Raw genomic sequence first — 19,365 nt, forward strand, 5'->3', positions numbered from 1 at the left:
CTCAAAGGCCGGACATATGGACGCAAGCGATCGAAAACGACGCAAAACAACCGTTGCAGGCAGGGCGCCGTCCACATATGGATCCCAGGGTCTCCGCGACGTCGCTTCGCTCCTGCTCCGCCCTGGGATGACGAAGGCGCAGTGATATTCGGCTAATCTCGAAGATATTCGACTTGCCGCTGAAGAGAACCATCGACGCTTGCGTCCGATTGGCCTTCAGCCTGTCGGGCGGGACATCATTATAAAAAACCCGGCTTCGCGCCGGGTTTTTCCAAAAAGATGCTGCGAGCCAACCAGCCTCAGCTCACCTTGACCTTGGCGGCGGCAGCCTGGTCCTCGGCCAACTTCTGCTGGAACATCTGCGCGAAATCGATCGGGTCTAGCATCAGCGGCGGGAAGCCGCCATTGCGTGTTGCCTCGGCGATGATCTGCCGGGCGAACGGGAACAGCAGCCGCGGGCATTCGATGAACAGGATCGGCAGCATGTGCTCCTGCGGGAAGCCGCTGATGGAGAAGACGCCGCCGTAGACCAGCTCAACGTTGAACAGCACTTCCTGGTCGAACGACGCTTTTGCGTTCAGCGTCAAATTGACGTCGAACTGCTTGTCCGAAAGCGGATTGGCGTTGACGTTGACATTGATGGCGATGCCCGGAGCCTTGTCGCGGCCGCGCAACGAGTTCGGTGCGCCGGGGCTTTCGAAGGACAGGTCCTTCACATATTGCGCAAGCACGTTGAGCGAAGGCTGCGCCGCATTTCCATTACCGTTGGCTGCGCCGGTCGGCGCGTCGTCGTTGCTGGCCATAAGCTGTGGTCCTTTTGCCTGGGCAGCGTTGCTGACCGGATTGAAATTCGGGCGTTCGCTATCATGGCCGGCCCGACAAGACAAGTTTGCAAAAGACGCCGGTTGCCTTGCAGCTACTCGTCCTTGAGGCGGCGCCAGGGAGAACCCGGTCCGCGCGTATGGTCGTCGGCCCGCGAATAGTCGCCGTCGTCGAGATCGATGGTCTTGCCGCGTTGCCTTCCCCGCAAACCACTGCTGAAATCGGTTGCCAGCACGATGCGGCCTTTCAGCATCCGCCAGGCAAGATCGCGCACCGGCGGCAGGAACAGCAGAAGGCCGAAAATATCCGAGATGAAGCCGGGGATGATCAAAAGGATCGCTGCCAGCACGATCATGGCGCCATGCGCAAGCTGGCCGCTCGGATCACGCCCGGCATCCATTTCGGCACGGACCCTGGCCATCACGCCAAAACCCTGGTGCCGCAGCAGCAGGGCGCCGGCGACACTCGAGGCCAGCACCAAGCCGACTGTCGCCAGCGCGCCGACCTGGCGGCCGACAATAACGAAACCGGCTATCTCCAGCAGCGGAAGCGCGAGAATGAACAGGGAAAGCAGCGAGATACGCAAATCTTGACCGATCGTTTTCGATGTTTTGCCGGCCGGCGAGCAATCGCCGCTGGCACCAGAGCTGTTAGATAGGTATGGCTGCCTTTGATTTGAATGATTGCGCCATGCGTTCTATATGCTTTGGATACTGAACGCTATGTGATCGCGGCCCTTGCTTGGCCGCTGGTCCGGCCAAAGCAGGGATTGATTGGCGCAAGATATGGGCTTCTTCGACTTCGGCACGATTTTCTTTCTGATTGCGGCGGTGGTGATCTTCTTCCAGCTGCGCAACGTGCTTGGCCGACGCACGGGCAACGAGCGCCCACCCTTCGATCCATATACGGCAGCGCGCAAAAACGACAAGGATGCCGCCCAGAAACCCGAGAACGTGGTCTCGCTGCCGCGCAAACGCCTGGCGGGAGAGCCGGCGGCCGATACCTATGTGGCGATCGATGCCTTTGCCAAGCCGGACACCGATCTCAACCGGGGCCTGCGGGCGATCAAGGACAATGATCCGACCTTCGATCCGAAGACCTTCGTCGACGGCGCCAAGATGGCCTACGAGAGGAGCGTCATGGCCTACGCCGATGGCGACCGCAAAACGCTGAAGAACCTTTTGTCGCGCGAGGTCTATGACGGCTTCGTCGCGGCCATCGGCGACCGTGAGGCGAAAGCCGAAAAGATCCAGTCCTCCTTCGTCGGCATCGACAAGGCCGACATCGTTTCGGCCGAGATGAAGGGCAGCGAGGCGCACATCACGCTGCGCATCGTCAGCGAACTGATTTCGGCGACCCGCGACAAGGCCGGCGCCGTCATCGACGGCGATCCCGAAACCGTCGCCGAGGTCAAGGATGTCTGGACCTTCGCTCGTGACGCGCGCTCGCGCGATCCGAACTGGAAGCTCGTCGCCACCGAAGAAGAAGACTGACCTGGACGGCGGCGGAGGCTGTCGTGTCGCTTTCTCGAGCCTTCAGCGAAAAATCCTTTGGCGAATTGCCGGGCTGGGGCGAGGACGACCATCTCCCTGCCTTTGACGCCTTTCGCCGCTCGGCCTTTCATATCCTGACGAAACCCTACCGCTCCCGCGCGCTCGGCGTCGATTACAATGGCTTTGCCGACGCCTATGCCGAAGCGCGCACCGTTTCGCCGGCGAATCGGTTGCAGGCCCGAAGCTTTTTCGAGCGCCACTTCGTGCCGGCCCGTATCGATGCAGAAGATGGTGGTCCCGGCCTGGTCACCGGCTTTTACGAGCCGGAGGTCGAAGCCTCGCCGGTACGCACGCAACGGTTTTCGGTGCCGTTGCTGTCGCGCCCGGCCGATCTTGTCGACGTCGACGACGGCAATCGTCCTTCCGGCATGGATCCTTATCTCGCCTTCGCACGTGCGGCGCCGAACGGCCCGGTCGAATATTTCGACCGCGGCGAGATCGAATGCGGCGCGCTTGCCGGAAAAAGGCTGGAAATCGCCTGGCTCGCCGATAAGGTCGACGCCTTCTTCATCCACGTGCAGGGTGCGGCGCGGCTCAAGATGACCGACGGCAGGCTTCGCCGCATCACCTATGCCGCCAAATCCGGCCAGCGCTTTACCGGACCGGGCAAGATCTTGAGCGAGGAAGGCGAGATCCCGCTGGAGAAAGTGACGATGCAGTCGATCCGTGCCTGGTTCAAGGCACATCCGGAACGCGTCGACGAGATCCTTTGGCGCAACCGCTCCTACATCTTCTTCCGCGAGATGGGCGTCGACGACCCAGAGCTCGGCCCGATCGCTGCCGCCAAGGTGGCGCTGACACCCGGCCGCTCGATCGCCGTCGACCGGCTGCTGCACACGTTCGGCACGCCCTTCCATATCGATGCGCCGTCGCTGACCGTCTTCGACGGAAAACCGTTCCGGCGGCTGATGATCGCGCAGGACACCGGCTCGGCGATCACCGGGCCGGCCCGCGGCGATCTGTTTGCCGGGTCGGGCGATGCGGCCGGCGAGATCGCCGGCGTTATCCGCAACGCCGCCGATTTTTATGCGCTGATCCCCCGGTCGCTTGTTTCAGGAGCAGGCCGATGACCCGGCGCATCGACAGGCTGAGCGAGGACGACCGGGTGCTGTGGAACCTGGTGGCGCGCACGGCAAAACCGCTGAAGGGCAGAACCGCCGTCGAAATTCCAGACGTCGGGCCGGAGATCGACGAGACCAGGCAGGCGCCGCCGCCGGCACAGGTCGCGGGCAATGCTGCCACGGCCGCAAAGCCGAAGGCGCAGCATGTCTCCCACGCACTCGACGAACCGACGCTGGACAAGCTGTCGAAGGGCCGGCTGCCGATCGAAGGCCGCGTCGACCTGCATGGCCTGACCCAGGACGAAGCCTATTCGCTGCTGTTTTCCTTCCTGTGCCGGGCGCATGCCGGCGGCATCCGCTACGTCCTTGTGATCACTGGCAAGGGTTCCTCGTCGGGCGGCGATGGCGTCTTGCGGCGCGCCGTGCCGTCATGGCTGTCGACACCCGCCTTCCGGCCCCTCGTCTCCAGCCACGACCATGCCGCCCGCAAACATGGCGGCTCGGGTGCGCTCTATATCCGCTTGCGGCGGGCGCGCTCATGAGGACACGCCCATGAGGGACGCACCTATGAGGATGCACCCATGAAGGTGCGCTTGTGACCCCGTTCGGCGAAAAGCTTCGCGTGCTGAGAAACGAGCGCGGCGTCAGCCAGAAGGACATGGCCAAGGCGATCGGCGTCAGCGCGGCCTATCTCTCGGCGCTCGAACACGGCCGCCGCGGCGCGCCGAGCTGGACGCTGATCCAGAAGATCATCGGCTATTTCAACATCATCTGGGACGAGGCCGAGGAACTGGCACGGTTGGCCGAAACCTCGCATCCGCGCGTCAAGCTCGACACGTCGGGTCTTAGCCCTGCGGCGACCGAGCTTGCCAATCTCCTGGCCGACAACATCGAAAAGCTCGACGAAGCCGAGCTTCGCCGCATCATTGCGTCGATCCGCGCCGCGCTGGCACAGCCGAAATGAGTTGCCTTGTTACTGGACCGAGCCGACCAGCACCTGCTGGCCGCCGCGGATCGAGACCCAGCGGCCGGTATTGTCGATCGCCTGCCGCTTGAGGAAACGATAGCCAGTCTGGTCCCAGGAACGGACCTGGTCGGTCAGATTGTCAAGGATGTAGTCGCCCTTGTCGGTGCGCACCGTCAGCACGGCATGGCCTTCGCCATCCGGCTTGCGCACGACGGTCATCAGCAGATCGGCAAACGAGACGCCAAGCCGGTTCAGCTCACGGCGCTTTTCCAGGACATAGTCCTCGCAGTCGCCGACACCCTTGTCGGGATAGGCCCAGACCTCGTCCTTGCCGTAGATGTCGAAGTCGCTCTCCGGCTTGACGGCGGCGTTGACCCTTGCCGTGACGCTAAGCAGCTTGCGCCACAGCGAGCCGGTCAGGCTGGCGGGCGACAGATCCTTCGGGCGGATCGAGCATTCGGACGCGTAGCTCTTGCAGAAATCATAATGGCCGATCGGCTGCGAGGTCGGGCCACCTGTTATCATCGGGCTGGCTGCCGAGGCCGAACCGGCCCAACCTGCCGCCACAGTAAGTCCGGCCAGCGCGCACAGGCGCAGCGTTCTCGCCATTGGTGAGGAAATCATTGTCCCCGCTTGTCCCTTGTTGTTAACGAAACGTTAAGGGGTATTTACAGTCCGTGTCAATTATGAGGATGGATTGATTTTTGCGGCATGGTTACTCGCGTGGCGCCAACGCGACTATTGTGCAACAGGTCGACGGCCGCACGGCCCCGCCGACCGATGATTTTGGCATTGACCGACCTGATGCGGATTGACGGGCATCATCACTGGTCGCCTATTTCTTGCCGGTCCTGACCAGCTTGGGTTTCACCGCAACACGGTTCTGACGGCCGTAGCTGGTAATGAAATCGACGATGCGCGGCACGATTTCGGAGCGGAAGCGCGAGCCGTTGAACACACCATAGTGGCCGACCGCCGGCTGCATGTAATGGGCGTGCCTGTCGGCCGGGATGTTGATGCACAGGTCGTGCGCCGCCTTGGTCTGGCCAAGGCCGGAGATGTCGTCGTTCTCGCCCTCGACCGTGAACAGGGCGACATTGCGGATCGCCGAAGGGTCGACCGCCACGCCGCGATGCGTCATTTTGCCCTTGGGCAAGGCCTGGCGGACAAACACGGTGTCGACGGTCTGCAGGTAGAATTCCGCCGTCAGATCCATCACCGCCAGATATTCGTCGTAGAACTCGCGGTGCTTCTCGGCATTGTCGCCGTCATGCTTCACCAGATGCATGAAGAAGTCCTTGTGGGCGATGATGTGGCGGTCGAGGTTCATGCTCATGAACCCCGAAAGCTGCAGGAAGCCAGGATAGACCTCGCGGCCGAAGCCCGGCACCGGCCAGGGCGCGCGCATGATGACGTTGTCGCGGAACCAGTCGATGCCCTTTTCCTGCGCCAGCAGATTGACAGCCGTCGGATTGCGGCGCGTGTCGATCGGCCCGCCCATCAGCGTCATCGTCGAGGGCACGAACGGATCACCCTTGGCTTCCATCAGTGCCGCCGCCGCCAGCACCGGCACCGAAGGCTGGCACACCGCCATCACATGGGTGTCGGGGCCCAGCGCATGCAGCATGTCGACGATGTAGTCGATATAGTCGTCAAGATCGAAGCTGCCGTCGGCCAGCGGCACCATGCGGGCGTCGACCCAGTCGGTGATATGCACGTCGGCGTAGGGCAGCATCGCCTCCACCGTGCCGCGCAGCAGCGTCGCGTAGTGGCCCGACATCGGCGCGACGATCAACAGCTTCGGATCCGGCCGGCGCCCAGCAGGAACCGCCCGCTCGAAACGAACCAGGTTGCAGAACGGCCGCGACCAGACTGTATGTTCGCTGACCTCGATGTTTTTCCAGTCGACCACGGTCTTGGTCAGGCCGAATTGCGGCTTGCCGTAGCGGCGCGTCGTGCGTTCGAACAATTCGGCTGTTGCCGCAACCGAGCGGCCCCAGGACGTGTGTGAGACCGGATTGAGCGGATTGGAGTAGAACAGGCGCACCGCATCGGCATAGAGGCGGGCCGGCTGCAAAGCGGCGTGGTTCAGTTCGTAGAGCTGGTAGAACATCGAGAACCCCGCTGCCGACTGCGATCGAAGGGCCGACGAGCAGCGCCGAGCCTTGAATGCCTTGCGGGGAAGTTAGCAACAATCTGCTGCGATGCAATACGTCAACTTGCGTGATTTATGCTCGTTCTTTCGTCCAAGGCGTTGAGAATCCGCCTGGAACGGCAACAGCCGGCTCAATGTGCACCTGCGAAGGCCTGGCAAGCAGCACGGCTATTGGGGACGAGCGTCGGAGGCGGTGTCCGGCCGTGGCGGCCGTTAGACCCGTGCCATGCAGACAGCGGTGTGACCCGAGCTGATGAAGCCAAGCTGGCTGGCGGCGCCCTTCGACAGATCGAGCATCCGGCCCCTGATAAACGGGCCGCGGTCGTTTATACGCACGACGACGCTGCGGCCATTGTTGCGGTTGGTCACCTTCAGCTTGGTGCCGAACGGCAGGCTGCGATGCGCTGCGGTCAGCGCCGACGGGTTCATGCGTTCGCCGGAAGCGGTTCTGGAATGCAGTGAGTACCAGGAGGCACGGCCGCACTGAGCGGCGGCGCTGGCACTGGATGCGCCGACCATCAGGCCAGCCGCGATAGTGGCCGCGACAAGCGCGGTCCGGTTGCTTTTGTTCATGTGTTGGGGACTGGCTCCGTTGACAGACCCGCAGCGGTTAGGGGCGAATGAGGCAGCAAATGCGGCAATGATCTGTCGGTTCCATGACAATGTTACACGTTTGGAGTCGGTGCGAAACAATTTGTCAGAGATTTCCCGCAGAGCGGCACAGCTTCCTTTATGATCTTTGCTCCGATCGCCGCATGTGTTGCGCAAGATCAGAGGTTAGCATCTAAGTAGAAGATGACGTGATCGGGCCGCTTCTTTTCGCTCTTCCACCGGTACGAGGGCACGGCTGGCGATCGACTTTGAAAAGGAGTTTGCAACGATGAGATTGATCAAAAATCTGCTGGCCTCGATTGTGCTCGCCATCGGCGTGCTGTGGTCATTGCAAGGTATCGGTTGGGTCCAGGGCAGCTTCATGACCGGCCAGTCGCAATGGCTCTATGCCGGCATCGTGACGGTGCTGGTCGGCCTGGGCGGCCTGGCCTGGGCGAACCGCTCGCGTGGTTGAGCAGGCGTCCATGCTCAAGCTCCCTTCAGAGCAGCACACAGCGGACCGTGGCAGCCCGGTCACCGCGACCAGTATTGCCAGCCCCAGTAGAAACTTTCGTCGCGCGGTGGCAGGCGGTTGCGCTCGGCATCCAGCTGGACCGGCGTCGGCGTTTTGCGTTCGCCGTCAGGCGGCTGTTTGTCTCCGGCCTTGATCAGGCGGAGCCAATGGCCGAAATGCGCAAACAGTACAGCGGTGGAATGGGGCATCGTCACGTCTCCGGTCCGGTTACTCCCGCCCCGCCCACGGGACGAGCACCCGCTCGATCCTGCGGATGATGAATTCGAGCACGAAGGCAATGGCCGCGATCACCAGTATGCCCATCACCACCACGTCGGTGACGAGGAACTGGGCAGCGGACTGGATCATGAATCCGAGCCCGCGCGTCGCTGCCACCAGTTCGGCGGCAACCAGCGTCGACCAGCCGGCGCCGAGCGCGATGCGCAGACCGGTCAGGATCGAGGGCAGCGCGCTGGGCAGGATGACGTGCCTGATCACCTGGCGCTGCGTGGCGCCAAGCGAGCGCGCTGCATTGATGCGCTCCTGCGAGACGCCGCGAACACCCGATGCCGTCGACAGCGCAACCGGCGCCAGCATGGCAAGGGCAATCACCAGGATCTTGGACGGCTCGCCAATGCCGAACCAGATAATGATCAGCGGCAGATAGGCGAGCGGCGGGATCGGCCGCAGGAATTCGAGCAGCGGATCGAAGATGCCGCGCCCGATCGTGCTGATGCCGATAGCCAGGCCGATGGGAACGCCGATGACAAGGGCGATGATCAACGCCGCAAACACCCGCCACACGCTGGCGGCGATATGCTGGAGCAGCGTCGCGTCGACAAAGCCGTCACGGGCGACGACGGCAAATTTGTTCCAGACTGCCACGGGCGACGGCAGGAAAACCGGCGACACCAATTGCAGGCGGGCCGATACCGTCCACGCCGCCAGCATCATCAGAATGGTGATCGCGCTAACCACGCGGGCCGAAACGCGGCTGCGTCTCGGCCGCGGCCGCGACCATGGCACCGACAGCGCGTCGCCTCCGTCGTCGACCTTGGAGCGCTGCGGCCGCTCGGTATAGGAGGTAATGGTCATGCTGCCTCCCCTTCGAAGATCGCGTCGGTCAGCTCGCCGCGCGCCGCGGCGAAGGCGGGATCGGCCTTGATGCTGCGAATGGCCTCGCCGGCTGCATAGCGCCGGCTGAAGCCGGTCTCGAAGCTCCACACCACCCGGCCAGGGCCGGGAGCGAGCACAATGATACGGGTTGCCAGCACCAGGGCTTCCTCGATGCCGTGCGTGACCATCAGCACGCCGACCTGGCTTGCCGTCCACAGATCGAGCAGCGTTGTCTGCATGCGTTCGCGTGTCAGCGCATCGAGCGCGCCCAGCGGCTCGTCGAGCAGCAGGAATTGCGGCTCGGCCGCCAGCGCCCGGGCCAGGCCGACCCGCTGGCGCATGCCGCCGGAAAGCTCCCAGATGCGCTTGTCGCCGGCGCCGTCGAGCTTCACCAGCGCCAGAAGCTTGTCGGCGCGCCGCGCCCGTTCAGCCGCCCTGACACCGCGCAGCCTGAGCGCAAAGGCGACATTTTCCCGCGCGGTCAGCCACGGAAACAGCGCGTCGTTCTGGAACACGACGGCGCGCTCAGAGCTTGGCGCCGTGATCGGCCTGCCGCCAATCGTGGCGCGTCCGCGCACAGGCTGGACCAGGCCCGCAGCGACATTGAGCAACGACGTCTTGCCGCAGCCGGAGCGGCCGACCAGGACGACGAAGTCATCCTTGGCGATCTCAATCGACACATTTTCGACCGCCGGCGCCGGCTGACCGTCATAGTGGACCGAGACCTTGTCGAGCACGAGATGCGTCATGGGAACCTCGCCGATATTCCGAATCTGTCTGCCCCGAAGCCGCTCTTCGCAAGCGGTTCGGGGCAGGGAGCACGCGGCGTCAGGGAAGGAGAACCGCGCGCGTTGGCGTCAGTTCGAGGCAAGCGCTTCGCTGACATATTTCGACGACACGTATTCCGAATAATCCGGCAGCACGGCGTCGATCTTGCCCTGCTCCTTGAGGAAGGCCGATGTCGCCTCGACCGCCTTGACCGTGCCGCCACCGAGGAACTTGTCCGAGGCTTGCTCCTCGAGCGTCGGGAAGACATAGCCCCTCAATAGTTGCGGCACGTCCTCCAGCTTGGCGCCGGTGATCGTGGCGATCTTCGCCGCTTGCGGCGACGTCACCGACCAGGCGTCCGGCTTGGCCAGGAACTCGGCATAGGCTGCGCCCGTTACTTTGACGAAGTCGCGCACCGCTTCCGGGTTCCTTTCGGCGAAGTCGGTGCGCACGATCCAGGCGTCGAAGGTCGGCGCGCCCCAGGCGGCGACCTGGGAGGAATCCAGCACGACCTTGCCCGTCGTCTTGATCTGGCCGAGTGCCGGATCCCATACATAGGCGGCGTCGATGTCGCCGCGCGCCCATGCCGCCGCGATCTCCGGTGGCCGCAGATTGAGAATATCGACCGACTTCGGGTCGACACCCTCATGCTTCAGCGCGGCAAGCAGGCTGTAATGCGTCGTCGAAACGAAGGGCACCGCCACCTTCTTGCCGGCAAGGTCGGCGGCCTTCTCGATGCCGGCGCCGTTGCGGGCGACAAGGGCCTCGGATTCGCCGATCAGCCCGACAACGAAGATTGTCTGGATTGGAAGCTCGCGGCTCGCCGCCGCCGCCAGCGGGCTCGAGCCGACATAACCGATGTCGACCGAACCGGAAGCGATCGCCGCGATCACGTCGGCGCCGGAATCGAATTTCCGCCAGTCGATTGTCGCCTTGGTCGCGCTCTCATAGGCGCCGTCGGCCTGCGGCACCTTCGAGGGTTCGACCACCGTCTGGTAGCCGATAGTGATCTTGAGGTCCCGCGCATCGGCCGGGCCGAGGAAGGCGGCGCCCGCCAGAGCCGCCGAGGACAAGAGAACGATACGTCGCGAAATGGTGGACATGAAAGGCTCCTGGAAACGAGAAAAACCCGGATTGCGTTTCATAGTCATCTAACTCTATCGTTCTTGTAGAGTTAAATCCTTCCAATCGGTGCGGTCTTGTTAGAAAAAGTCATCTGGCTATGGCAGTTCCCGCGCTTCTGGGTGACGGCCCGGGTGAGAACCATCGTCCTTGCCCGGGAACCTCTTCCACGTCGTCCATGCGCGCAACAACGATTTTCCCGTTTTCGCCCCTGCATCGGCAAATCCATGCTGTGGATGGCCAGGAAATTGGAATCAAGTTCCCTGTGTTCGCGGTTAAGTCTAGTATCCTTATCGACATTGAAGGATTGGAGAGGACGATGAGCGACGCCACCCTCCTTGTTGCCGCGCGCGGCATGCTTTGGCCTTCAAATTCAGGGGCAGAAGCTGCTGTCGGTATTCTCGCCGATCGGGACATTCCTGCCGCCGGCCCGTTTGCCGGTGCGCCATTCGCGGCGGCTTCTGTGCTTCCAAGAGCACAAGCCCCGGCCAAAATGGCCATTGCGGCGTGAAAACGAAGCAAAATCAACGTTTCTCGGCTTGTATATCATGTCACTAGAATTTATCTGTAGTGACAGCTTGGACGCGGCGGGGAGGCACGCCAGGCGTTTCGCAACCGGTGGCCTTGCGTCATCGCATGACAGAGAAACGTGCGGGTTATGCTCACGAAAAAAGGTAAATACGGCCTCAAGGCGCTCGTCCATCTGGCGCGCCTGCCGGTTGGACAGCTCGCCTTCGTCAACGACATCGCCACAGGAAACAATATTCCGAAGAAGTTCCTCGATGCCATTCTTGGCGAATTGCGCAATGCCGGTTTCGTTCAGAGCCGCAAGGGCAAGGAGGGCGGCTACCGGCTGGCACGCCCGGCGGACGAGATCAAGGTCGGCCACGTCGTGCGCGTGCTCGACGGACCGCTTGCCCCCATTCCTTGCGCCAGCCGCACCCAGTATCAGCGCTGCGAAGACTGCAACGAGGCGACATGCCAAGTCCGACACCTGATGCTCGAGGTCCGGCAGGCCATCGCCGAGGTGCTGGACCAGCGCAGCCTCGCCGAAATGCGCGACATCGCCGGCGACGAGGATTTTTCGGCGGCATTGAAAATCCAGGCCTGAACCAATCTCTCCTGAGCTGGCGACGATCGCCAGGACAGCTGGTTTGCGTATGACCGGGCGCGCTACGCCAAGTTCGATCATCATTGTCGGCGGCGGTGCCAGCGGCGTCGTGCTTGCCGCGCATCTGCTGAAGTCGCCCAATCCCGATCTACGTGTCAGCCTGATCGAAAAACGCCCGCATTTTGGGCAAGGCATGGCCTATTCAACCCTGCTGTCGGCGCACGTGCTGAATGTCAGCGCGTCGGGCATGAGCGCCTATGCCGACGATCCCGGCAATTTCTCGCGCTGGCTGCTTGAACGCGGCCTGGCAACGCCGGAACAGGCGCCGGTCTATGCGCCGCGCAGCGTCTACGCCCGCTATCTCAAGGAGTTGCTCGACGAGCTCGAGGCGCGTGAGCAGCAGACGGGCCGGCTGCGCCTGATCCGCGAGGAGAGCCTGTCGATCTCGCCGACCGCGTCAGGTGTCGAAGTGGCGCTGGCCAACGGCACCAGCGTGGTTGCGCATCTTGCCGTGCTCGCCACCGGCCACGACGAAGAGCCGGGGGCGGGGCAGGGGCATGCGATCAGGATGGGATCCGAGGCGGACACTGCGCTCGACCCCGAAGCCCGAGTCCTGGTGCTGGGCACGGGCTTGAGCATGGTCGATGCCTTCCTGTCGCTCGAGCAGCGCGGCCACCGCGGCGCGATCGTCGCGGTGTCTCGGCGCGGCCTGCTGCCTTCGCCGCATCGCAAGGGCAATCCGATCAAGCTCGACGTTGCCGACATTCCGCTCGGCACCCAGCTTTCCTATTTCGTCGGCTGGTTCCGCGACCTGATCCGGGAAAACCAGAAGGCCGGCATCGACTGGCGCGACGTCGTCGACGGTCTGAGACCCTTCAACCAGAAGATCTGGCAGAACTGGCCGTCCTCGGCCAAGCGCCGCTTCGTCGAGCACACCAAGGCCTGGTGGGACATCCACCGCCATCGCATGGCGCCGGAAGTCTACGCCCGCGTTGCCGAGGCGGTGCAAGCGGGCCGCATCCGCCTTGTCGCCGGGCGCGTCGTCGAGATCGCCGCCGGCGACGGTTTCAGCGTACAGGTCCAGTCGCGCCACACGCAGCACCTCGAAAGGTTCGACTTTGCTCGCATCTATGATTGCACAGGCATCGCCAGGGACATCTCGACCACCTCGAACAGCGTGGTGCGGTCGCTGGTCGAGCGTGGGCTGGCACGGCCGGATCCGCTGCGCCTCGGCCTCGACGTGACCGCGAACTGCGAGGTCATCGCCGGCGACGGCACGGTATCCGCCAAGATCCTCGCCGTCGGGCCACTGACGCGCGGCACCTTCTTCGAAATCGACGCCATTCCCGATATTCGCGTGCAGTGCGCGCGGCTGAGCAAGCGCTTGCTCGGATGAGGGCGCCTCTGTCTTGACGCGATCTCGGATGCAAGACCGCTGCCGTCGGGTGAAAAGATCTCGACCGCATAGCCGCGTTCGGTGAAGGCGAACCAGGGGTGCGGGAGCTCGCTCCACCAGAAGCCGACCAGCCAGCCCGTGGTGGTCGAGACAGCCAGGCGATGACGCCACACGTTTCGGCCGTCTCGCATTGAGGATTGGTGTCGCGCACGCTCGTCTTCGTTCTCCTCCATGGATTTTGTAGTCGGCGAGGCCGTGAGCCGCGACCCTGGCCAGATGACCGGGCAAATTCTGCTTCCGTTGTCACCGTGCCTTGCCTAGCATTGGCGCATGACCCAACGCGGAAGACTGTACGGCTGTCCGGTCGAGTTCGCGCTCGACGCGCTCGGCGGCAAATGGAAGACGGTGATCCTGGCGCGCATCAAGGAACAGCCGATGCGCTATTCCGACCTGCGCCGGCTGATCCCCTCACTCTCGGACAAGATGCTGACGCAGCGCCTGACCGAGCTTGTCGAGATTGGCTTCGTCACGCTCGAGACGTCGCCCGACGGCAAGGGACGCTATGCCTTGACCGGGCGCGGTGAAGATCTCGCCGCCACGCTCCAGGCGCTCTACGACTGGGGCAGCGTGCATGGCCGCGCCGAGGGTGTGCGCTTTCGCACCGACAGCGCAGCCACCACCTAGATCAATTCCGGGAAAAGCGCGGAGCGGTTTTCCGTCCGCAATTGCGTGAAGACAAAGCGATGGAGCGGTTCGGCGTTTGCGTGAAACGGTGAATTCGCTCCAGCAAGCCGACTGCCCTCAACCCGCACCGGCAAGCGCGCTGCAGAAGCTTGCGACGTCGGTGACGACGGCTTCGCCGAGGAAGCGTAGCGTCGCCATCGAGCGGTCGCGCGCTTCGCGGTTGCCGAAGCCACAGGCATCCTCGATTACCACGGCGACAAAGCCATTGTCGGTCGCCTGGCGAACGGTCGGCTCGATGCCGATCTCCATGGCGATGCCTGCGAGCGCTATCGTGCGCACGCCGCAATCGCGCAAGGCAAAGCCGAGCGCGGTGGAATCGAAGGCCGACATCGTGAGCTTGTCGAATACCGCCTCGTCCGCGCGGGGCTCCAGCTCGGGCACGATCCGCGTCGCTTCGGCGTCGCGCGGGAACCACGGCTCGACCGTGTCGGGGCTGTCGCGCCGCTGCCAGGCCATGGCGGTGCGCAGCTGCGTCGCGCCCATCCATTTGCGCGGCAGCGACAGATGGCGCGTGAACGCCACCCGCATTCCGGCCCCGCGCGCCGCTTCCAGCACCGTGCCGGTGCGCTCGACGATGGTCGCGGCGCCGGCCACCTGGCGACAGATGCCGACCTGCATGTCGTAGACCACCAGCGCCGTGCGGCGCGGATCGCACCACTCAGCCAGGCCGGCCGGGATTTCGATCCCGTCGCTCGCCCGGATCATGCCGCAGTCCGGTCCCATGGCTTGGCGATATCGACGGTCGGGTCGAACAGGAATTCCAGCGGCAATGGCGCGTCGAAGGCGATGAAGTGCCATTCCAGCAGCCCGGCCTTGGACAGCGGGAAGTCCTCGGTGTATCGCCTCGCTTCCGCGACGCTGTCGAGCTCGAAGACGATGATGACGCCGCCAATATCGCCGCGCGCATAATTCTCGCGCACGATCCCCGCCTTCCAGAGCCGCCAGACATTCGACACTTCGTCGCGCAGATAAGGCCGCAAATCGTCGAGCGTGACGCCGGGCTTGAAATTGTCATAGGCAAGAATCTTCATCGGCCGTTCCCTGCATTGCTGTTCGCCCAACGTCGGCTAGCATGGCGGAATCGGCGGCCGCAACGAACGAGATGGTGCGTTTAGTCCCAGGCAGGTTCTGCAAATCCTTTGCCCTACCTAGAGGCCCCGCCCGGCGAAGCGTTCGCGAAATTCCATTCCCCTGCTGGCGGCCGGATTGGCACGATCTATCTTCTTTCCAACTGCAAACGGTTGGAAAAGACGGTAGGTTGCCGTCTTCCAGGGCGGTTGCTCATTCTGGCAGCGGAGCATCTGACATGAGCAAGCACAAGATCGTGGCACCGGATGATGCATCGTCCCGCCTGCGCCCGCCCTATGCCTCGGTTCTCGACCTGATCGGGCAGACGCCGGTCGTCGAGCTGACCAAATTCGACATCGGCAAGTGCCGGCTGTTCATCAAGCTCGAAAGCCAGAATCCCGGCGGCTCGATCAAGGACCGCATCGCGCTGTCGATGATTGCCGCCGCCGAAAAACAGGGCAAACTGAAACGCGGCGGGACGATCGTGGAGGCGACCGCCGGCAATACCGGTCTTGGTCTCGCCCAGGTCGGCATCCCCAAGGGCTACCGCATCATCCTCGTCGTCCCCGACAAGATGTCGCGCGAAAAGATCCAGCATCTGCGGGCGCTCGGCGCGGAGGTGCGGATGACGCGTTCCGATGTCGGCAAGGGCCATGCCGAATATTATCAGGACATGGCCGAAAAGATCGCGGCCGAGTTGCCCGGCGCCTTCTATGCCAACCAGTTTGCCAATCCGGCCAATCCGCTGGCTCATGAAACCACGACCGGACCGGAAATCTTCCAACAGCTCGAAGGCGACGTCGATGCAGTTGTCGTCGGTGTCGGCTCCGGCGGCACGCTGACCGGGCTTGGCCGCTATTTCGCAAAGGTCTCGCCGAAGACCGAGATGATTTTGGCCGATCCGGTCGGCTCGGTGCTGGCGCCGTTGATCAAGACCGGCAAGATGATAGAGGCCGGGAGCTGGACCGTCGAAGGTATCGGCGAGGATTTCGTGCCGCCCAATGCCGATCTGTCGCTGGTCAGGAAGGCCTATTCCATCCCCGACAAGCAGAGCATGCTTGCGGTGCGCGACCTGCTTTCGAAGGAAGGCATTCTCGCCGGCTCGTCGTCCGGCACGCTGCTTTCGGCAGCGCTTCGCTATTGCCGCGAGCAGACCGTGCCGAAGCGCGTCGTTACCTTCGTCTGCGACAGCGGCAACAAGTACCTGTCGAAAGTCTTCGACGATTTCTGGCTGGTCGAGCAGGGCCTGGCCGAGCAGGAGCAGCATGGCGATCTGCGCGACCTGGTCATGCGCACGCTCCGCACCGGCGATGTCGTGTCCGTCGGCCCGGACGAAAGCCTGCTCAACGCCTATGGCCGCATGCGCCGATCGGATGTCTCGCAGCTGCCGGTGCTGGACGAGGGCAAGCTCGTCGGCATCATCGACGAAAGCGATATCCTCGCCAAGGTCGAAGGCCCCTATGACAGCCGCTGGGACCGCTTCAAGGCCCCGGTCAGTACGGCTATGACCTCTACCCTGCACACGCTGCAAGCCAGCCAGACGCTGGACGCGTTGCTGCCGGTCTTCGATCGCAACGAGGTCGCCATCGTCTTCGACGGCGACGAATTCATCGGCCTGATAACACGCATCGACCTGATCAACCATCTGAGGCGCGCCCGATGACCGTCAAAGCCACCGTATCGGGCAAAAACCGCCTCGCCTTTTCGACGCGCACCATCCATGGCGGCCAGAGCCACGACCCGACGACGGGCGCGGTGATGGTACCGATCTATGCCACTTCGACCTACGGTCAGCAGAGCCCGGGCGTGCACAAGGGCTTTGAATATGCCCGCAGCCAGAACCCGACCCGCTTCGCCTTCGAGCGCGCGGTGGCCGACCTCGAAAGCGGCACAGCCGCCTTCGCCTTCGCTTCGGGGCTGGCGGCGATCGCAACCATTTTCGAATTGCTCGATTCAGGCGCGCATATCGTCGCGACCGACGACATCTATGGCGGCACGTTCCGGCTGCTGGAACGGGTGCGCAAGCGCTCGGCCGATTTGCAGGTCGACTTCGTCGACTTCACCGACCTTGCCGCGGTCGAGGCGGCGATCCGCCCGGAAACCAAAATGCTCTGGGTCGAGACGCCGACCAACCCGCTGCTGCGTGTCGTCGACCTCGAAGGCGTCGCAGCACTTGCCAGGCGCAAAGGCGTGCTCTCAGTCGCCGACAACACTTTCTGCAGCCCCTATCTGCAGCGGCCGCTGGAGCTCGGCATCGACATCGTGGTCCATTCGACGACGAAATACCTCAACGGCCATTCCGACATGGTCGGCGGCGTCGCCGTAGTCGGCGACAACAAGGATCTCGCCGACCGGCTGAAATTCCTGCAGAACGCCATCGGCGCCATTTCAGGGCCGTTCGACAGTTTCCTGGCGCTGCGCGGACTGAAGACGCTGGCGCTCAGGATGGAGCGCCATTCGTCGAATGGCCAGAAGATCGCGCACTGGCTGGAAAGCCGTCCCGACATCCGCCGTGTCATCTATCCCGGCCTGCCCAGCCACCCGCAGCACGCCATCGCCAGGCGGCAGATGCACGCCTTCGGCGGCATGATCACGGTCGAGCTCGACCGCGACCTCGCCGGCACCAAACGCTTCCTCGAACATACGCAACTGTTCACGCTGGCCGAAAGCCTCGGCGGCGTCGAAAGCCTGATCGAGCACCCGGCGCTGATGACGCACGGCTCGATCCCGGCGAAAAAACGCGCCGAGATCGGGATTTCGGATTCGCTGGTGCGGTTGTCGGCCGGGATCGAGGACGGCGACGATCTGATCGCGGATCTGGATCAGGCGCTGGCGAGCTGAGCCCGGCAACAAGAACCTGCGAGACGTCGGCAGGACAGTGCCCTCTGCCCTACCCGGCATCTCGGCCACGAGGGGGGTGATTGGCCGTCATCTTGCGCTTTCGCCAACCTCCAACGCTGAAACACGGACGGGAAGGCGAAGCTGCCGATCTTCCCGCTTGTGGGGGAGATGTCCGGCAGGACAGAGGGGGCGTGAAGGATCGCCAACGAGCGGCGCTTATTCTGCATCCATATCCATGCGTCTTACATTCTATTCCGTTGACCTTGGCGCCATCTGGCAGAATTGTAGCTTCCTGATCCACCTTGCTGCCTAGCTCCGGAAGCTATGAACAACCGACAACGCAACCAACCGACGGCAAGCGATACCCCGCTCACCTTCGCCATCCTGGTCTTCCCAGGCTTTCCGATGATGGCGTTCAGTTCAGTGATCGAGCCGCTGCGCGCGGCGAACGTGCTGGCCAAGCGGGATTGGTACCGCTGGATCATCGTCGGCGCCGCCGAAGGCCCGGTGGGGGCCTCGAACGGCGTCATCATCCAGCCCGGCTTTTCCGCCCATGACGCGCCGAAGGTCGATCGCATCGTCGTCTGCTCAGGCGGCGATGCCGATCATCTCGTCGCGTACGATGCCGTGAGCTGGATCCGCAAGAGTCTGCGCGGTGGCGCCCATATCGGTGCTGTGGCGGATGCCGCCTTCTTTCTGGCGCGGGCCGGCCTACTCGACGGCCATGCCTGCACCTTGCACTGGACCAGCCAAGCCGCCTTCACCGAGGCGTTTCCGGACATCGAGCTGAGACGCGATCTCTACGTCATCGACCGCAAGCGCTTCACCTCGGCCGGTGGCGTCGGCAGCCTCGACATGATGCTGGAGATCATCACCAACGACTATGGCGCCGAGCTCGCGGCCGGCGTCGCCGAATGGTTCGTGCACAGTCCGCTGCGCTCCAGCGTCGACCGCAAGCTGATGCCGCTCAGGCTGCGGACCGGCGTGCAGAACGAACTGGTGCTGTCGGCCATCGCCATCATGGAGGATGCGGTGGAGGAGCGGCTCGGCATGGCGGAACTGGCGGGGCGACTTGGTGTCTCCTCCGATAAGCTCGAACGCAATTTCCGCTCCGAACTCAGTATCTCGCCCAACGGCTATTACCGCCGCCTGCGGCTGAAGCGTGCCGCCGACCTCTTGGCGCATTCGACGCTGATGGTGCGCGATGTCGCGCTGGCCTGCGGTTTCGCCTCGATGTCGAGCTTTGCGCGGGCGTTCCGGGAGGAGCATGGCCATGCGCCGAAGGTGATGCGGAGGCATTAGGTATTTCGGATGTTGGCGGGACAGCGCCCCCCTCTGCCCTACCGGGCATCTCCCCCTCAAGGGGGGAGATTGACAGCTTCGATGCTCCGCTCCTCCTGCGACGGTGGAAATTCACGAAAGCGGCGATGACGAGCCGATCTCCCCCCTTGAGGGGCAGGGCTATCGCATATGAGTGATGGCATTGATGAGATAGTCGTCGTTCCAGGCGCATTTCTTGATGCGATGGCTGATGGG

Annotated in this window: 23 protein-coding genes; 12 read left to right on the top strand and 11 right to left on the bottom strand. The window is 63.4% G+C overall.

Going from position 1 to position 19,365, the window contains the following annotated elements; genetic code table 11:
* Window positions 1–299: 299 nt before the first annotated feature.
* Both secB and NKH16_RS33310 read right to left on the bottom strand, forming a co-directional pair.
* Window positions 300–803 carry a protein-export chaperone SecB gene (secB, locus tag NKH16_RS33305; RefSeq protein ID WP_352453643.1) on the bottom strand — a complete coding sequence of 168 codons (504 nt, stop codon included), beginning with the start codon at window positions 801–803 and terminating at the stop codon, window positions 300–302.
* A gap of 113 nt (window positions 804–916) precedes the next feature.
* Window positions 917–1,408 (bottom strand): FxsA family protein, encoded by a 492-nt coding sequence (locus tag NKH16_RS33310; protein ID WP_352903699.1) that lies wholly within the window; start codon window positions 1,406–1,408, stop codon window positions 917–919.
* A 199-nt stretch (window positions 1,409–1,607) separates the two neighbouring features.
* Between NKH16_RS33310 and NKH16_RS33315 the strand changes: the two genes are divergently transcribed.
* Genes NKH16_RS33315 through NKH16_RS33330 form a run of 4 tightly spaced genes read left to right on the top strand, consistent with a single transcriptional unit; the run spans window position 1,608 to window position 4,400 of the window.
* Window positions 1,608–2,315 (top strand): Tim44/TimA family putative adaptor protein, encoded by a 708-nt coding sequence (locus NKH16_RS33315; protein WP_352903701.1) that lies wholly within the window; start codon window positions 1,608–1,610, stop codon window positions 2,313–2,315.
* Between the two features lie 23 nt (window positions 2,316–2,338).
* Window positions 2,339–3,445: a murein transglycosylase A gene (gene mltA / locus NKH16_RS33320; RefSeq protein WP_352903703.1), complete on the top strand. Its 1,107-nt coding sequence runs from the start codon at window positions 2,339–2,341 to the stop codon at window positions 3,443–3,445.
* Window positions 3,442–3,978: a Smr/MutS family protein gene (locus NKH16_RS33325; RefSeq protein ID WP_352903704.1), complete on the top strand. Its 537-nt coding sequence runs from the start codon at window positions 3,442–3,444 to the stop codon at window positions 3,976–3,978. The genes mltA and NKH16_RS33325 overlap by 4 nt, the downstream gene beginning before the upstream one ends.
* 53 nt (window positions 3,979–4,031) lie before the next feature.
* On the top strand, window positions 4,032–4,400 hold the full coding sequence (locus NKH16_RS33330; protein WP_352570112.1) for a helix-turn-helix domain-containing protein: 369 nt from the start codon (window positions 4,032–4,034) through the stop codon (window positions 4,398–4,400).
* A gap of 9 nt (window positions 4,401–4,409) precedes the next feature.
* Here NKH16_RS33330 and NKH16_RS33335 read toward each other — a convergent pair whose 3' ends face one another.
* The 3 genes from NKH16_RS33335 to NKH16_RS33345 form a co-directional block, all read right to left on the bottom strand.
* The gene (locus NKH16_RS33335) at window positions 4,410–5,027 is read right to left on the bottom strand and encodes a transglutaminase-like cysteine peptidase (protein ID WP_352903706.1); all 618 of its coding nucleotides are present in this window, start codon (window positions 5,025–5,027) and stop codon (window positions 4,410–4,412) included.
* A 211-nt stretch (window positions 5,028–5,238) separates the two neighbouring features.
* Window positions 5,239–6,516: a polyhydroxyalkanoate depolymerase gene (locus tag NKH16_RS33340; protein ID WP_352903708.1), complete on the bottom strand. Its 1,278-nt coding sequence runs from the start codon at window positions 6,514–6,516 to the stop codon at window positions 5,239–5,241.
* A 255-nt stretch (window positions 6,517–6,771) separates the two neighbouring features.
* Window positions 6,772–7,131: a septal ring lytic transglycosylase RlpA family protein gene (locus NKH16_RS33345; RefSeq protein WP_352453649.1), complete on the bottom strand. Its 360-nt coding sequence runs from the start codon at window positions 7,129–7,131 to the stop codon at window positions 6,772–6,774.
* A 307-nt stretch (window positions 7,132–7,438) separates the two neighbouring features.
* On the opposite strand from NKH16_RS33345, the gene NKH16_RS33350 reads away from it, so the two are divergent.
* Entirely contained in the window at window positions 7,439–7,624 is a 186-nt protein-coding gene (locus NKH16_RS33350) for a hypothetical protein (protein ID WP_352903710.1), read from the top strand.
* A 59-nt stretch (window positions 7,625–7,683) separates the two neighbouring features.
* Here NKH16_RS33350 and NKH16_RS33355 read toward each other — a convergent pair whose 3' ends face one another.
* From NKH16_RS33355 to tauA, 4 genes are all read right to left on the bottom strand, one after another.
* Window positions 7,684–7,872 (bottom strand): hypothetical protein, encoded by a 189-nt coding sequence (locus NKH16_RS33355; RefSeq protein WP_352453651.1) that lies wholly within the window; start codon window positions 7,870–7,872, stop codon window positions 7,684–7,686.
* A 19-nt stretch (window positions 7,873–7,891) separates the two neighbouring features.
* Window positions 7,892–8,758 carry an ABC transporter permease subunit gene (locus NKH16_RS33360; protein ID WP_352453652.1) on the bottom strand — a complete coding sequence of 289 codons (867 nt, stop codon included), beginning with the start codon at window positions 8,756–8,758 and terminating at the stop codon, window positions 7,892–7,894.
* The gene (locus NKH16_RS33365) at window positions 8,755–9,528 is read right to left on the bottom strand and encodes a taurine ABC transporter ATP-binding protein (protein ID WP_352453653.1); all 774 of its coding nucleotides are present in this window, start codon (window positions 9,526–9,528) and stop codon (window positions 8,755–8,757) included. The genes NKH16_RS33360 and NKH16_RS33365 overlap by 4 nt, the downstream gene beginning before the upstream one ends.
* Window positions 9,529–9,636: 108 nt before the next feature.
* Window positions 9,637–10,650 (bottom strand): taurine ABC transporter substrate-binding protein, encoded by a 1,014-nt coding sequence (gene tauA, locus NKH16_RS33370; protein ID WP_352747305.1) that lies wholly within the window; start codon window positions 10,648–10,650, stop codon window positions 9,637–9,639.
* 197 nt (window positions 10,651–10,847) lie between these two features.
* Here tauA and NKH16_RS33375 point away from each other — a divergent pair, with 197 nt between their 5' ends.
* The 4 genes from NKH16_RS33375 to NKH16_RS33390 all read left to right on the top strand — a co-directional run bounded on the left by NKH16_RS33375 (window position 10,848) and on the right by NKH16_RS33390 (window position 13,860).
* Window positions 10,848–11,180, top strand: coding sequence for a hypothetical protein (locus NKH16_RS33375; protein ID WP_352453655.1), 333 nt, complete (start codon window positions 10,848–10,850; stop codon window positions 11,178–11,180).
* 147 nt (window positions 11,181–11,327) lie between these two features.
* Window positions 11,328–11,780, top strand: coding sequence for an RrF2 family transcriptional regulator (locus tag NKH16_RS33380; protein WP_023675902.1), 453 nt, complete (start codon window positions 11,328–11,330; stop codon window positions 11,778–11,780).
* Between the two features lie 49 nt (window positions 11,781–11,829).
* Window positions 11,830–13,176, top strand: a complete 1,347-nt coding sequence (locus NKH16_RS33385) for an FAD/NAD(P)-binding protein (protein ID WP_352903712.1) — start codon at window positions 11,830–11,832, stop codon at window positions 13,174–13,176.
* A gap of 330 nt (window positions 13,177–13,506) precedes the next feature.
* Window positions 13,507–13,860 carry a winged helix-turn-helix transcriptional regulator gene (locus NKH16_RS33390; RefSeq protein WP_352903714.1) on the top strand — a complete coding sequence of 118 codons (354 nt, stop codon included), beginning with the start codon at window positions 13,507–13,509 and terminating at the stop codon, window positions 13,858–13,860.
* Window positions 13,861–13,977: 117 nt separating this feature from the next.
* On the opposite strand, the gene NKH16_RS33395 is transcribed toward NKH16_RS33390, so the two are convergent.
* Both NKH16_RS33395 and NKH16_RS33400 read right to left on the bottom strand, forming a co-directional pair.
* A complete protein-coding gene (locus tag NKH16_RS33395; protein ID WP_352903716.1) occupies window positions 13,978–14,625 on the bottom strand; it encodes a cysteine hydrolase family protein in 648 nt (215 codons plus the stop codon).
* Complete coding sequence (locus NKH16_RS33400) at window positions 14,622–14,951, bottom strand: hypothetical protein (protein WP_023718782.1); 330 nt, start codon at window positions 14,949–14,951, stop codon at window positions 14,622–14,624. Before NKH16_RS33400 ends, NKH16_RS33395 begins: the two co-directional genes overlap by 4 nt.
* Before the next feature lie 275 nt (window positions 14,952–15,226).
* Between NKH16_RS33400 and NKH16_RS33405 the strand changes: the two genes are divergently transcribed.
* The 3 genes from NKH16_RS33405 to NKH16_RS33415 all read left to right on the top strand — a co-directional run bounded on the left by NKH16_RS33405 (window position 15,227) and on the right by NKH16_RS33415 (window position 19,131).
* Window positions 15,227–16,651, top strand: a complete 1,425-nt coding sequence (locus NKH16_RS33405) for a pyridoxal-phosphate dependent enzyme (protein ID WP_352745497.1) — start codon at window positions 15,227–15,229, stop codon at window positions 16,649–16,651.
* Window positions 16,648–17,829, top strand: coding sequence for a cystathionine gamma-synthase (locus NKH16_RS33410; RefSeq protein WP_352903718.1), 1,182 nt, complete (start codon window positions 16,648–16,650; stop codon window positions 17,827–17,829). Before NKH16_RS33405 ends, NKH16_RS33410 begins: the two co-directional genes overlap by 4 nt.
* Before the next feature lie 324 nt (window positions 17,830–18,153).
* Entirely contained in the window at window positions 18,154–19,131 is a 978-nt protein-coding gene (locus NKH16_RS33415; RefSeq protein ID WP_352903720.1) for a GlxA family transcriptional regulator, read from the top strand.
* Window positions 19,132–19,365 lie beyond the last annotated feature (234 nt).

This window comes from Mesorhizobium sp. M1307, from assembly GCF_040318155.1.
Lineage (GTDB): Bacteria > Pseudomonadota > Alphaproteobacteria > Rhizobiales > Rhizobiaceae > Mesorhizobium.